General features: G+C 62.2%; 13 protein-coding genes. 11 read left to right on the top strand and 2 right to left on the bottom strand.

What is annotated here, in order from left to right; translation table 11 throughout:
- The first annotated feature begins 498 nt into the window (after positions 1-498).
- From VJ651_RS16230 to VJ651_RS16190, 9 genes are all read left to right on the top strand, one after another.
- The gene (locus tag VJ651_RS16230; RefSeq protein ID WP_324108447.1) at positions 499-1,305 is read left to right on the top strand and encodes an ABC transporter ATP-binding protein; all 807 of its coding nucleotides are present in this window, start codon (positions 499-501) and stop codon (positions 1,303-1,305) included.
- Complete coding sequence (locus tag VJ651_RS16225; RefSeq protein WP_324108446.1) at positions 1,298-2,173, top strand: ABC transporter permease; 876 nt, start codon at positions 1,298-1,300, stop codon at positions 2,171-2,173. The genes VJ651_RS16230 and VJ651_RS16225 overlap by 8 nt, the downstream gene beginning before the upstream one ends.
- Before the next feature lie 69 nt (positions 2,174-2,242).
- The gene (locus VJ651_RS16220; protein ID WP_324108445.1) at positions 2,243-2,971 is read left to right on the top strand and encodes an aspartate/glutamate racemase family protein; all 729 of its coding nucleotides are present in this window, start codon (positions 2,243-2,245) and stop codon (positions 2,969-2,971) included.
- Between the two features lie 87 nt (positions 2,972-3,058).
- The gene (locus VJ651_RS16215; protein WP_324108444.1) at positions 3,059-4,066 is read left to right on the top strand and encodes an ABC transporter substrate-binding protein; all 1,008 of its coding nucleotides are present in this window, start codon (positions 3,059-3,061) and stop codon (positions 4,064-4,066) included.
- Positions 4,067-4,139: 73 nt separating this feature from the next.
- The gene (locus VJ651_RS16210; RefSeq protein WP_324108443.1) at positions 4,140-5,672 is read left to right on the top strand and encodes an FAD-dependent oxidoreductase; all 1,533 of its coding nucleotides are present in this window, start codon (positions 4,140-4,142) and stop codon (positions 5,670-5,672) included.
- On the top strand, positions 5,669-6,388 hold the full coding sequence (locus VJ651_RS16205) for a maleate cis-trans isomerase family protein (RefSeq protein WP_324108442.1): 720 nt from the start codon (positions 5,669-5,671) through the stop codon (positions 6,386-6,388). Before VJ651_RS16210 ends, VJ651_RS16205 begins: the two co-directional genes overlap by 4 nt.
- A 70-nt stretch (positions 6,389-6,458) precedes the next feature.
- A complete protein-coding gene (locus VJ651_RS16200; protein ID WP_324108441.1) occupies positions 6,459-7,883 on the top strand; it encodes an MmgE/PrpD family protein in 1,425 nt (474 codons plus the stop codon).
- A gap of 22 nt (positions 7,884-7,905) precedes the next feature.
- Complete coding sequence (locus VJ651_RS16195) at positions 7,906-8,709, top strand: amidohydrolase family protein (RefSeq protein ID WP_324108440.1); 804 nt, start codon at positions 7,906-7,908, stop codon at positions 8,707-8,709.
- Between the two features lie 303 nt (positions 8,710-9,012).
- Positions 9,013-11,475 (top strand): sensor domain-containing protein, encoded by a 2,463-nt coding sequence (locus VJ651_RS16190; RefSeq protein ID WP_324108439.1) that lies wholly within the window; start codon positions 9,013-9,015, stop codon positions 11,473-11,475.
- Between the two features lie 3 nt (positions 11,476-11,478).
- Here VJ651_RS16190 and VJ651_RS16185 read toward each other — a convergent pair whose 3' ends face one another.
- Positions 11,479-12,309, bottom strand: coding sequence for a Crp/Fnr family transcriptional regulator (locus VJ651_RS16185; protein WP_324108438.1), 831 nt, complete (start codon positions 12,307-12,309; stop codon positions 11,479-11,481).
- A 289-nt stretch (positions 12,310-12,598) separates the two neighbouring features.
- On the opposite strand from VJ651_RS16185, the gene VJ651_RS16180 reads away from it, so the two are divergent.
- Positions 12,599-12,886: a PsiF family protein gene (locus VJ651_RS16180; protein ID WP_324108437.1), complete on the top strand. Its 288-nt coding sequence runs from the start codon at positions 12,599-12,601 to the stop codon at positions 12,884-12,886.
- Positions 12,887-12,984: 98 nt separating this feature from the next.
- Positions 12,985-13,638 carry an energy-coupling factor ABC transporter permease gene (locus VJ651_RS16175; protein WP_324108436.1) on the top strand — a complete coding sequence of 218 codons (654 nt, stop codon included), beginning with the start codon at positions 12,985-12,987 and terminating at the stop codon, positions 13,636-13,638.
- On the opposite strand, the gene VJ651_RS16170 is transcribed toward VJ651_RS16175, so the two are convergent.
- Positions 13,620-14,432 carry an alpha/beta hydrolase gene (locus VJ651_RS16170; RefSeq protein WP_324108435.1) on the bottom strand — a complete coding sequence of 271 codons (813 nt, stop codon included), beginning with the start codon at positions 14,430-14,432 and terminating at the stop codon, positions 13,620-13,622. The two genes, VJ651_RS16175 and VJ651_RS16170, sit on opposite strands and share 19 nt — an antisense overlap.
- Positions 14,433-14,549 lie beyond the last annotated feature (117 nt).

Below are 14,549 nucleotides of genomic sequence, written 5' to 3'. Positions count from 1 at the left end.
CCTGTCGCAATTCGCGCCGCCGCTTGCATTTTTTTTAAGCGATGACATATTGCAACTTGTCTGCTTCACATACAATGAAGCGGTGCGGATGGCTGCCGCGAAAACACGCGCCATTCCGTGGCGCAGCGCGTAGCCATGACCCGCGCCCAAATGTTGAACAAACGTCCACGGCATCACATCCCGATTCACACCACCAGCAGATCTCTCCCCTCCGTCCGGCAGCTTGATCCAGCCGAACCAGGCCGGTCCCCCGCCCCCGCTTCGGCCATCGACGCCGCAGCATGGAATTCCATGTGGCACGACCCATGCTTGCAATCCTTCTCGCTCCATTTATTTCATAGGAATTGCTTATAAATACATTTCAAATATCCATTAGTCAAAAGAATTTTCAGGTGGTTAAATCCACCACAGCTGGATGAAAAAAGACTTGATAGATGCGTCGCACGGGCTTCCGCCTGAACCGCACGACCGATTTCCATAACTACTACAACGCGAGACATGAATCTGAACATCACACCCCAGCCTCCGTCCGAGCCGCTGCTTCAGGTGCGCGGCGTGACCCTGCAATACAAGACGCGCGATCATCTGGTGACCGCAACCTACCGTGTCGACTTCGACGTTTTCAAATCCGATCGCTACGTGCTGCTCGGCCCTTCCGGTTGCGGCAAGTCGACGCTGCTGAAGGCAGTCGGCGGCTACATCAAGCCGGTGGAGGGAAAGATTTCCCTCAACGGCTCGGCCGTCACCAGGCCCGGCCCGGATCGCGTCTTCGTTTTCCAGGAATTCGATCAACTGCTGCCCTGGAAGACGGTCAAGGAAAACGTGATGTTTGCGCTGACCGCAAGCGGGCGATTCACCGGCAAGACCGCCGAAGACAAGGCGATGCAATACATCGAGAAGGTGAATCTCACCAAGTTCGCCAACAGCTATCCGCACACACTCTCCGGCGGCATGAAGCAGCGCGTCGCGATCGCGCGCGGCATGGCGATGGAACCGGACATCCTGCTGATGGACGAGCCCTATGCGGCGCTCGACGCGCTGACGCGCCAGAAGATGCAGGACGAGCTGCTGCAGCTGTGGGAAGACACGCGTTTCACCGTCATGTTCGTCACCCATTCGATCCCGGAAGCGGTCAAGGTCGGCAATCGCATCCTGCTGCTGTCTCCGCATCCGGGCCAGGTCAAGGCCGAACTCAACAGTACGGGGAAGGACGACGTGAATCCGGTGACCGGACAGCGGCTGTCCACCGAAATCCACGAGATGCTGTTCAGTGAAAACGTCGAGGAGGATCCGGTCCATGCGTAACGAAACCGTCGTCATCGCGCGTCCTGAGTTCCGGCGCGACACCAACGTCACCAAGGACATCACGGTTGTGGAGCAGCCGCGTCCCCTGTGGGAAAAGATCTGGGACCACGCGATGTTTCGCAAGGCGCTCGTTCTGCTGGTACTGGCCGCCGTCTGGGAGGTCTATGCCAGATCGATCAATCAGCCGCTGCTCTTCCCGACATGCGGCGACACCATGAGCGCCCTGTACAGCGGCGTTTTAAGCGGCGAGATCCCGGCCAGGGTCTGGTATTCGATCAAGTTGCTGTTGCAGGGGTATGCGATCGGCATGGTGCTGGCGGCGCTGATGACTGCCTTCGCCATCAGCACGCGTATCGGCACCGACCTGCTGGAAACGCTGACCTCCATGTTCAATCCGCTGCCCGCGATCGCCTTGCTGCCGCTGGCCCTGATCTGGTTCGGCCTGTCCAACGGCAGCGTGATCTTCGTGCTGGTGCACTCGGTGCTGTGGCCGGTCGCGCTCAACATGCATTCCGGCTTCATGTCGGTGTCGCCGACCTTGCGCATGGTGGGTCGCAACTACGGCCTAAACGGCCTTGGCCTGGTGACCAAGATCCTGATGCCGGCCGCCTTCGCCAGCATCCTGACCGGCCTGAAGATCGGCTGGGCCTTCGCATGGCGCACGCTGATCGCGGCCGAACTGGTGTTCGGCGCCAGCTCCGGCTCAGGCGGCCTCGGCTGGTTCATTTACGAAAACAAGAACCTGCTCGAAATCACCAACGTCTTCGCCGGCCTGTTCACGGTGATCCTGATCGGCTTGTTCATCGAAGGCGTGCTCTTCAAGGGGCTCGAGCGCAAGACGATCCGCAAGTGGGGCATGCAGTCGTAGGAAGCCGGCGGCCCGGCGGACCACACCGGGCCGTTTTGCCAATATCGAAAAATTCAAGAGGAGATGCAGATGTACGGATGGAGAGGAAGAATCGGCCTGTTGGTTCCGTCGATCAATACCACGATGGAAACCGAATTCTGGCGCATTGCGCCGCGGGGCGTATCGGTGCACAGCGCCCGCATCGCCGGCGGCCGCCACGGCACGCCGGAAGAATTGCGCAACATGGAGAACGCCAGCAAGCACGCGGCCTCCGAAGTCGCGATGATCGAGCCGGACGTCGTCGTCTACGGCTGCACCAGCGGCAGCTTCTTCGAGGGTCCGGAATGGAACGAGAAGATCTGCGCGCAGCTGACCGAGATCACCAAGGCGCCGACGGTCACCACCGCCGGTGCAATGGCGGCCTGCCTGCAGGCGGGCGGACACCGCAAGGTCGACGTGGTGACGCCGTATGTGGAACTCACCAACGATCGCCTGAAAGCCTTCCTCAAGCGGCATGACATCGAAGTCGGCAAGCTCGGCACCTTCGACATGCTCGACATGTTCGACCACGCCAAGATCCTGCCGGAGGAAATTTACAGCAAGGTCAAGGAAACCATCACGCCGGATTCCGAAGCGGTGTTCGTCGCCTGCACGCAATTGCGCGCGCTGGAAGTTCTCGACCTGCTCGAACGCGATCTCGGCAAGCCGGTCTACAGCGCGGTGCAGGCATCCGCATGGCAGGCCTACCAGGCAATGGGCATCGACCCCGGCATCGACGATTGCGGCAGCCTGTTGCGCAAGCTATCCGGCCGCAAATAGACATGCATCGCAGCCGCGCCGGCGACGATGATGTCGCGCCGCGCGGCCAACACCATCCCTGTGTTCGTGAATGAACGGAGAATAGCTATGAAATTCAAGCAATCCTTGCTCGCTTTGGCGGTGACCGGCGCCCTTCTGTCGACCCATGCCATGGCCGAAGTCAACCAGGTCCGCATCGTCAAGCAGTATGGACTCGGCTTCCTGCCTTTGATGGTGATGGAAGACCAGAAGCTGGTGGAAAAGCAAGCCAAGGCGGCCGGCCTGGGCGATGTGAAGGGGGTCTACCTGACCTTGAGCAATCCCTCCGCGATGAATGAAGGCCTGCTGTCGGGCAATCTCGACGTCGGCACCAACGGCCCGCCGTCCGTGCTCACCATCTGGTCGCGCACCAAGGGCACGGCCAACGAAATCAAGGGCATGGCCGGCATGATCACCACCCCGATGTGGCTGAACGTGAACAAGCCCGAGATCAAGAGCATCCGCGACTTCAAGCCGGAGGACAAGATCGCCGTGACCTCGATCAAGGTCTCGATCCCGGCGATCATCATGCAGATGGCGGCGGCCAAGGAATGGGGCAAGGAAAACTATGCCAAGCTCGACCCCTTGACCGTATCGATGTCGCACCCGGACGCGTACGCGGCCTTCCTGTCGAAGCGCGACATCACCGCGCACTTCACCTCGCCGCCGTACATGTACCGCGAGCTGGAGCAGCAGGGTATTCATCGCATCCTGAGTTCCGACGACGTCATGGGCGGCACCACCACCTTCTCCATGATCTACTCCAGCAGCAAGTTCCACGATGCCAACCCCAAGACCTACAAGGCGGTGCTGGCGGCATTCAGCGAGGCGGTCGATTTCATCGAGAAGAACCAGAAGGAAGCCGCACAGATCTACCTGCGCGTTTCCGGTGACAAGAAGAGCACGCAGGAGGATATCGAGAAGCAGATCGCCGACAAGAACCTCACCTTCACCACCACGCCGCTCAACATCAAGAAATACGCCGATTTCATGTACGACGTGGGCTCGATCAAGAACAAGCCGGACAGCTGGAAGGACGTGTTCTTCCCCGAAGTGCATGACCTGAAGGGAAGCTGATTTTGTGATTGCCGGGGGAAGCGGTGCTCACTGCTGTCGCCGCCCTCCGCGCATGTTTATCATGGAGAGATAATTGAAAAAGACGACAGAAGTCGATGTCGTGGTGATAGGCGGCGGCGGAGCCGGTCTGGCCGCCGCCTACGAGGCCGCGCAACTCGGGCGCCAGGTGATCCTGATCGAGAAGAACCCGCAAACGGGCGGCTCGACATCCTGGTCGGTAGGCTCGGTGACGGCGACCAATACACCGCACCAGCGCAAGGCCGGCATCAAGGATTCCGCCGACGCGCACTTCGAGGACCTGGCACTGCACGCCGGCCCGCTCGCGCCGCGCGACAACCTGGCGTTGCGCCGCATCCTGGTCGACAATACCAGTGAAATGCTGGATTGGCTGATGAGCCTCGGCGTGGTCTTCGTCGGCCCCGAGCCGGAGCCGCCGCATCGCGTGCCGCGCATGCACAACGTCGTACCGAATTCCAAATCCTTCGCCTATCACCTGACGCGGCATTGCCTGCGTCTCGGCGTCGATATCCGAACCAATACGCAAGCCGGGCGCTTCATTGTCGAAGGCGACACGGTGAAAGGCATCGAGGCCCGTCTGCCCGACGGCGAGATGCATCGCTTCATTGCGCGCAACGGCGTCGTGCTGGCCAGCGGCGACTACAGCGGCGCCCCTGACCTCAAGGCGGAGCTGGCGTCGCCCGAGGTGGTACCGGTCGATCCCGTCAATCCCACCGCAACCGGCGACGGCCACCGCATGGCGCTGCCGCTCGGCGCCACCGTGATCAACGGCGACATCGTGCGCGGACCGATCATGCGCTTCATTCCGCCCGCCGGCGGCAACCTGATCCAGAAGCTGCCGCCGATCAGGCCGATCGCGAAGCTAATCGCGTGGTCGATGGGGCATCTGCCGCAATTCATCCTGCGTCCCTTCCTGATGAGCTTCCTGACCACCGCGCTCGGTCCCTCGCCGGACATTTACAAGGGCGGCGGGGTGCTCATCAACAAGAACGGCAAGCGATTTACCGACGAACTCGACAAGCCCAATTTCGACGTCGCGAAGCAGCCGGATCGCCTCGCCTACATCTTCTTCGACAGCGAAGTCGCGAAGAAATTGTCGGCCTGGCCGTATTTCATCTCGACCGCGCCGGGCGTGGCCTATGCGTATCTCGACGACTATCGCCGCAATCGCGCGGACATCTTCCACCGGGCCGATTCGCTGGAAGGGCTCGCCGTCAGCATGGGCGTGCCCGCGGAAAACCTGAAGTCGAGCATTGCCGAATACAACCGCGGCGCGCGCGGATTGCGCCCCGCGCTGGAGCACGGTCCGTTCTACGCGCTCGGCCCGGTGAAAAGCTATGTCGTATTCACTGATGGCGGCCTCAAGGTCAATGAAAGCCTGCAAGTGCTGCGCAAGGACGGCAGCGTGATCGACGGACTGTATGCGGCCGGATCGGCCGGGCAGGGCGGCCTGCTGCTCGAAGGACACGGCCATCATCTCGGCTGGGCCTTCATCTCGGGGCGCATCGCCGGACGCAATGCCGCCGCCGTCGCGGCCAAACGGAAAACAGCGCAAAAAGTTGCGCACATCATGGAGAAACAAGCATGACAAGAATCGGACGAATCGGGCTGCTCGCACCGTCATCCAACACCACGATCGAGCCCGAGTTCTATCGGGCGCTGCCGCCGGACGTGACCTTGCACACGGCGCGGCTCTACCTCACGCAGATCGCGACCGACTCGATTGAAAACGTGGTGCGCGACCTTGAGACGCAGGCGTGCAATCTCGCATCCGCCGACGTCGACGTGATCGTGCTCGGCGCCACCGCGCCGAGCCTCATCAAGGGCGTCGGCTACGACCGCGAAGTGATTCAGCGCATAGAGAAGGCGACCGGCAAGCGCGCCACCACGGCTTCCACCGCGTTGCTGGAGGCGCTGCATCACGTCGACGCAAAAAAGATCGTGCTCGGCTCCGCCTTCGACGACAAGGTGAACGGCATTGCCAGGAACTTCCTGGAGGCGAACGGCTTCCAGGTGCTGGATGCGCAGGGCCTGGGACTGGTCGACAACCTCGTGGTCGGGCGCCTCGATGCCTCCACTGCGCGCGACCTGGCACGCAGGATCGACCGGCCCGACGCGCAGGCGATCGCGCTCGCCTGTACCAACTGGAAGTCGATGGAAGTGATCGACGCGCTGGAACAGGAGCTCGGCAAGCCGGTGATCTCGACCACCCAGGCATGCATCTGGGCCGCGCTGCGCATCATCGGCAGGACGGAAGGCATCCCCGGATACGGCCGCCTGCTGCGCGAACTGGCGCCTGCCTGAACGCGCCAATCCATTTCAATCTGATCAATTTCATTGATGGCGTCTCGACACGCCAGGGAAGGATGCAAGCATGAGTACTGCAAACGCCGCTGAAAACGGCTTGAACCTGCCGCCCGATTTCAGCCTGAAACTGTGCGAGAACATCGCCGCATGGCGCTACGAAGACCTGCCGGAATCGGTCGTGCGCATGCTCAAGTTCTTCCTGATCGACACGCTGGGCGTGATCGGCGGCGCGAGCAAGGCTCCCGGCATCGCGGAACTGAACCAGCGCCTGTCGCGCTGGGAAAGCTCCGGCTCCGCCACCGGACTGGTCGGCGGCCGGCGCTATTCGCCGCCCACGGCCGCGATGGCCAACGGTGCCGCGGCCCACGCGCTCGATTTCGACGACATGCATGACTTCGGCCGCGTGCACACCAACTGCGTGGTGCTGCCGACCTTGCTGGCGACAGCGCAGGACATCGGCGCGGTATCGGGCAAGGATTTCCTGCTCGCACTGGCGATCGGCACCGAGCTGCACGCACGCCTTGGTCTGGCCTGCTACGACAGTCTCGGCAAGGGCTGGCATCCGACCATGGTGCTGGGCACGCTGGCGGCCAGCCTCGCGGCCGGAAGACTGCTCAAGCTCGATGCGGAAGGATTGCGCAATGCGCTCGGCATGGCCTACCACCAGGCCAGCGGCTCGGCGCAAAGCATGCGCGACGGCGTGATCAGCAAGCGCCTCGGGCCCGGCTTCGCGGCACGCGCCGCGGTGGTCGGCGCGTTCCTCGCGGCCGACGGCCTGACCGGCACACGCGAGTCGCTGGAAGGCAGCGCCGGCCTGTTCGCGCTGTACGAACGCAATCAGGTCAAGCCAGAACTGCTGATGGACGGCCTCGGCAAGACCTGGCGCATCGATGAATACAGCTTCAAGCCCTACCCGGGATGCCGCTGCAACCACACTTCGATCGGCATCGCCATCGGCCTGCATAACGAAGGCATCGTCGCGGAGGACATCGAGGCCGTCGAGATTCGCATGGGCGAGGTGAACTGGCTGACCGTCGGCATTCCGTACGAAGTGAGCCGCGATTCCGTCGTGCACGCGCAGTTCAACGTCTCGTACAGTTTTGCGCGTGCGCTGATCGACGGCGAAGTCGGCCTGCACAGCTATCAGCGCCCTGCGATCAGCGACCCCCGCGTGGTGGCGTTGGCGGAGAAGGTTCGCGTGGTGGTCGACACGACGATCGGCAAGACGGAAATCGCACCGGCGACCATCAAGTTGACATTCAAGGATGGCCGCACGATGACAGTGCGGAAGAGCACCATCAAGGGCAGCCAGCAGGAGCCGATGACCGACCAGGAACTGTTGGCGAAATTCCGCAGCTGCCTCGCCTACGGCATGAACGCCGCGCCGGACGATGCCAGCCGGCTGGCGCAAACCATCCTCAACCTGGAAAACCAGGCCGATGCGGTAGGCGTGATGATGTGGGCCTTTCCCGAGGCGCCGGCCGGACGTTGAGGAAGCGGGCGACGCCAGGTCCATGATGTCGATCGACACCCACGCCCACGTCTTCGTGCGGGGCCTGCATCTCGCGGCAGTCCGGCGCTATGCACCGGACTACGATGCGCCGCTCGCCGCTTACCTGGCGCAGCTGGCACGTCATGGCATGACGCACGGCGTGCTGGTGCAGCCCAGCTTTCTCGGCACCGACAACCGCTTCATGCTGGACGCGATACGCAGCAGTCCGCTGCCGCTGCGCGGCATCGGCGTGGTCGATCCGGACATCCCGCGCGAAACGCTGGCAGCGATGGCGGGCGAAGGCATGGCCGGCATTCGCCTGAACCTGATCGGCAAGGACATCCCCGATTTTTACAGCGGCCCATGGCCGCGCTTCCTGCGCGATCTCGCGCAGCTCGGCATGCAGGTCGAAATCCATCGTGCGGCGGCCGACCTGCCGCACATCATCGCGCCTCTGGTCGCGGCAGGCGTAAACGTGGTGGTGGATCATTTCGGCCGTCCCGATCCTTCGCTCGGCGTGCGCGATCCGGGCTTTGCCTACCTGCTGTCCATCGCCGCCACGCGCAAGGTCTGGGTCAAGATTTCGGCCGCCTACCGCAACGGCGACGACGCCGTCGGGGAGCGCATTGCGCGCGACGCCATTCCGCTGCTGCTGGCGGCGTTCGGCGCCGAGCGCCTGTTGTGGGGGAGCGACTGGCCGCACACGCAATTCGAGACTACGGTCGACTATGGCACCGTGCGCGCCTTGCTCGATGACTGGATTCCTGACGTTTCGGTGCGGCGCACCATCCTGGCGACGACGCCGGCGGAATTGTTCCGCTTCTGATGCAGCGCACGATGGCCGTTATTCCTGCGCGTTGGAGGGGTTGTGGCCGGACATTGTTTCTTTGGCCATCTGTCGTCTTCCCGCATGGCGCGCCACACTTCTCCCCATAATTCCAGCCAGGAAGCGCCTTTCCCTCAAACTTATTGCATAATGGAAATCCGAATGTCATGCGGCATGAGCGCGCCGCAGCGACGCAGATTTTTCATGAAGCAAGCGCTTGAATCGAGAGGTTGTTCCTGACGGCGGAGGATAGTTCCGCCGAGCCCGGAAAACCGGCAGGCTTGGAAAGGGCTTGGAATCGCAATGATCGTCATCACTCCCGGTGCTCGCAGTGTGCAGGAGATCACGCGCCGCCTCGCCGATTGTGCGGCGATGATTGTATGGGAGACCGACCTCCAGGGCCGCTGCACCTATCTGAATCCGAGCGCGATGCAGGGCCTGGACGACCCGGGCCAGGTCAGTTTCGCCGACTGGCAGCGCTTCATGCATCCGGATGATTGTGCATCGGCCACGCGGGCGATTCTGGACGCCAGGCAGCATCAGCGCGAATACCAGGTCAACTACCGCCTGCTGTGCAGCGACGGCTCATCGCGCTGGATCATGGAAACCGCCGCGCCACGCTTCGCACCTGATGGCCGGCTGAGCGGCTACTTCGGAACCATCGTCGACGTGTCGGCCAGCCACGATGCGGTCGACCGCCTCGCACGCAGCGAGCTGGAGCATCGCCTGATGACCGAGTTTGCGGGCGACATGATTTCGCACAGCGATGCGGACAACGTTTATGTCTATGTCTCGCCGTCGCACAAGGACACGCTGGGTTACGAGGCGCACGAACTGATCGGCACCCATGTCTACGACTACATCCATCCGGACGACCTTAAGGAAGACGCGAAGCGCACGCCCGCGCAGCGGCGCGCGCTGGTCAACATTCGCTTCCGCCACAAGAACGGCCACTGGGTCTGGCTCGGCGCGACCACGCGCACCATCCGCGACCCGCACACCGGGCTCAAGCTCGGGATTGTTTCGGTCGCGCGCGACATCACCGCGCAAATCGAGGCAGAGCAGGAGCTGCGGCGCCGCGAGGAACGTTTTCGCAGTCTGACCACGCTCTCGTCCGACTGGTACTGGGAAACCGATACGGCACTGCGCTTCACGGTATTTTCCGAAGGCGTTCTCGACCGGCTTGGCATACATCCCGAGGAATTGCTCGGCACCAGCATCACCGCGCATGTGAAGGATCAGTCGGAGCCGGGCCTGCTTGCCGCGCTGGAGGCGATGGCGGAGCGCAAGCCTTTTCACGACCTGCTGTATCCGGCCGAACTGGCAGCCTATCCGGGCGTGGTCCGTTATCTGCGCATATCCGGCGAGCCGTACAGCGAGAACGGCGTGTTCCGCGGCTACCGCGGCGTCAGCCGTGATGTCACGCGCGAAGTGCGCACCGCGCGGGCGCTGGAGCGGCTGGCGACCTGCGACGTGCTGACCGAATTGCCCAACCGCGCCCGGCTGCAGGAGCGCCTCAAGCAGCGCCTGGATGCGGGTTGCGCGACGATGTGCCAGGCCGTCCTGTTCATCGACCTCGACGACTTCAAGGAAGTCAACGATTCGCTCGGCCATGCGGCCGGCGACATGCTGTTGAAGGAGGTCGCCGCACGCCTGCGGCAACTGGTGCGGGTGGACGACATGGTTGCCCGCCTCGGCGGCGACGAATTCGTGGTGCTGGCCGAGTGCAAGTACGGCGAACGATCGGCCGTTCGCCTGGCCGAGAAGCTTTGCGAGGCGGTCGACAAGCCGATCGAGATCGCCGGATATGAGGTCAAGGTTTCCGCATCGGTCGGCGTTGCCCTCTACCCGCGCGACGGCGCAAGCAGCGACATCCTGCTGCAGAATGCCGACACCGCGCTGTACCGCGCCAAGGGATCGGGCGGCAACTGCTATTGTCTTTTCACTCCGGAAATGGGTGCCGCCTCGCGCTCGCGCATGCTCTTGCAGGGCGCATTGCGTCACGCCTTGGAGCGCAAGGAATTCGATGTCCACTATCAACCGCGCGTCGAGCTGGCGACGGGGGAAATCACCGGCATGGAAGCGCTGCTGCGCTGGAATCATCCGGAGCTCGGCCCGATCTCGCCGAACGAATTCATTCCGCTGGCCGAAGAGAGCGGCCTGATCGACGAGATCGGCGCCTGGGTGCTGCACCATGCGACACGGCAGGCGCAGCAATGGAGCGCGCGTTTCCGACGGCCTTTGCGCATTTCCGTCAACCTGTCCGCGCGCCAGTTGCGCAGCCAGAAGCTGCTGACGACGGTGATCGACGCCTTGCGCGACAGCGGATTGCCGGCAAGCCGGCTTGAACTGGAATTGACCGAGACCGCACTGATGGAAGACGCTGAGCAGGCGGCCGGATTGCTGAAGGAATTGAAGGGGCTGGGCCTGCGGCTGGCAGTCGATGATTTCGGCACCGGCTATTCGTCGCTATCCTACCTGTGCCGCTTCCCGCTCGACAGCCTGAAACTCGACCGTTCATTCCTGCTGCAGGCGCGCCCCGAAGACGCCGGGACATGGAAGCTGGCCGAAGCCATCATCACGCTGGCGCACGCCTTGCAGTTGTCGGTGGTCGCCGAAGGCGTCGAGACGCAACAGCATCTCGACTTTCTGCGCACCACCTCCTGCGACGAGATCCAGGGCGCCTGCATCAGCCACCCGCTGCCGGTCAAGGCGATCGAGCAGCTGCTGCAGGCAGGCACGCGATGCGTGCAGGTGGTGGCGTAGTGCTTACGCCGCCGTCAATTGAGGCGCGGCAGCCGGCTTTTGCTTGGAACGCGAATGCGAAGGCGGCAGGCGGCGCAGCGTCCGCAATGCCTGCACATCGTGCAATACGATCGCACGCTGATCGACCGAGATCAGGCCGATGGAATTGAAGGCCGAAAACGTGCGGCTGACGGTCTCCAGCGTCAGGCCGAGGTAGTTTCCGATTTCCTGACGCGTCATGCGCAGGTTGAACTGCTTGCCCGAGTAGCCCATGTCGGTAAAGCGTTCCGACAGGAACACCAGGAAGCGGGCCACGCGCGCCTCCGCGCTCAGGGAGCCGAGCGTGCCGACCATCGACTGCTCGCGCACCAGTTCGCGGCTCATCACGCCGTAGATCGCGGCTTCCAGCTCGGAATGGGTGCGGCCCAGCGAGGAAAAGATCTTGAACGGCACCAGGATCACTTCGCAGTTGGACAGGGCCACCGTCTCGGTCGAATACACCCTGGAATGAATGCCGTCGATGCCGAACATGTCGCCCTTCATCGGGAAGCCGAGCACCTGCTCGTTGCCGGCCTCATCGATCATGACCGACTTCAGAAAGCCGGAATAGACGATGTACAGCATGTCGAAGGGTTGGCCGATGGTATGAATGCGCTGTCCCGCCTTGAATTGCATGTGCTGGAACTGCAGTTCGTCGCCGGCAACACGCGCGGACGCCGGAATGCGCAGCAGATCGCAGACTTCTTTCAGATTGGACCATAGCTTGCCCTGACGCTGCCAGCCGGGAACGGTCGCCGTCGCGCTTGCGGAATGCAGTGCGGCGGACCGGGTATCGGAGAGTTGTATCGTTGACATTGTTGTTCCTGTTATCGAATAAGTTATGAACAAGTACGAAACTTCTTTCAGTGCATGCGATTTGCGTATGGGCAATCGGTGAATGGATTATGTCGATTGTCGGATGTAAAGAACATCGGCCAGCGGATGAAAAAAAAGGTCGGAAGTCGGGAAGCGCGGGGTAAGACTTTTCCTACGCACGAGGCGATGAATTGCCTTCAGGAGCCAATTTAAAAAAATGGAATGTCGAGGCAAAAATGTGCTGTAATGAAGTCGATGTGTTCCCTGAACCCGTGCAAAGGAGGCAATAATGAAAAAACTGATCGGCGCGGCATTGCTCGCCCTGCCATTTCTGCTGAACTCCGCCTTCGCGGCAACCGAGCAGCAAAACAAGATGGCTTCATGCAACAAGGAGGCTGGCGCGAAGAAAGGCGATGAGCGCAAGGCCTTCATGAAGGAATGCCTGAGCAGCAAGCCGAAGGTAAGCGAAGCGCAAAAGGCGCAGCAGGAAAAGATGAAGACCTGCAATGCGCAGGCCAAGGGCATGAAAGGCGACGAGCGCAAGAAATTCATGAGCGACTGCCTGAAGAAAGGCTGATGCCGCACAGACGTACCAGGCCCGCTTCGGCGGGCTTTTTTCATGCAGCCGCGCATGGCTGCATGCCGTCGGCTTTGCCCGATTTTCTATAATGGGCCATGGGCATATTCGATGTTTCTCTTCCCCCGGCGCTCGCCTACCTGACGGTAGCGGCCGCTGCGGTCGCGCTGGTGCGCGACGCCAGAAGCACGCAATGGCAGCGCGCTGACCGGATCGGCGCTTTTTCTGCCTGGTGCTTTTTCGTCATTGTCCTGCCTCTGCTGTGGCGCATGGATGTACGCATCGGCAATGGCATCGCCCTGCAGTTGCTGGGCGTGCCGCTGTTCGTCCTGATGTTCGGGCGGCCCTTGGCGACGGTCGGCCTCAGCCTGGCGGTGATCGCCTCCACGGCGCTGCAGGACGGGCTGTGGGGCAATATCGGACTGAATATCCTGATGCTGGCGGTCTTTCCCGCCTGGTGCGGCGAAGCGGTGATGCGTGCGACGCGGCGCTATCTGCCGCATCACATCTTCATCTATTTGCTGGGCAACGGCTTCTTTGGCGCGATGGCGATGCTGGTGGCCACCGATCTGGCTTCGCTCGTCGTCTACCGGCTCTGGGCAGGGCCGGTCGGAGGAGATGCCGTCGCCTACATGCTGCTGCTGGCCTGGGGCGAATCCTTCCTGACCGGGTTTCTGCTGACGATCTTCACCGTGTACCGTCCGGAGTGGGTGCTGACCTTCGACGACAACGTCTACCTGCGCGGCAAGTAACCAGTGATGAAGCTGCCCGCCTGCGCGCTCAATAGCGCAGGCTGATCGCGGTGCGGGACATGGCCGCACTGCGCCAGCGGCACGGCCCTGGCGTTGGGCACCAGCCGTTCTATCCCGTAGATTTGTTCCAGCGTGCCGTACTCGTCGTCTTCGCCTTGCAGCGCGAGCACCGGGCAGCGAATCTTGCCGAGCTGGTCTTCGATATTCCAGCCGCGGAATGCCGGATCGAGCCATGCGTCGTTCCAGCCCCAGAACACCGAGTCGCCGTCGGTGTGATAACGCGCCAGCCTGCGTGGAAAGTCGCTGTTCAGGTATGTTTCGCGCACCTTGCGAATGCCGTCGACCGTCAGTTCTTCAACAAAGATGTGCGGTGCGACCACCACAAGCCCGCTGACCGCGTCGGGGAAATTCGCCGCATACAGCAGCGCGATCGAACCGCCGTCGCTGTGGCCAAACAGCCAGGGCCGCTGCACCCCAAGTTGCGACAGCAGGGCGGGCAGCACTTCCAGCGCCTGCTCGTGCAGGTAAGCCGGCGAGAGTGTCTCGTCGGCCGGACGCGGCGTCGAGCGGCCATAGCCGTAGCGCGAGTACATCAGGCCGCGCAAGCCGTGTTCATTGCAGAAGTGTTCCGGAAAGTCGCGCCACATTGCAATCGATCCCAGTCCTTCATGCAGGAACACCACGACCGGATACGGGGAATCGGCTGCGCCTATGTACTGGTACTCGAGCTGGATCGTCCTGCCTTTCCAGGGTATGCCGGCGAACTGCACGCCGGACTTCTCGCTGAATGTCATTCCTGTGCTTTCCTGCAGGTGTTCGGATCGTCGGAATTATGCCATTCCCGCGCAAGACGCATTGTTTGCGCCCGCGCGACAGAAAGCCGTGCTTGCCAGAGAAAGTTGACTGAAGTC

The organism is Noviherbaspirillum sp. (genome assembly GCF_035254865.1).
Taxonomy (GTDB): Bacteria; Pseudomonadota; Gammaproteobacteria; order Burkholderiales; family Burkholderiaceae_D; genus Noviherbaspirillum.
Note: the sequence above shows the minus strand (reverse complement) of the source record. Positions and strands in the feature narration are given on the sequence as shown.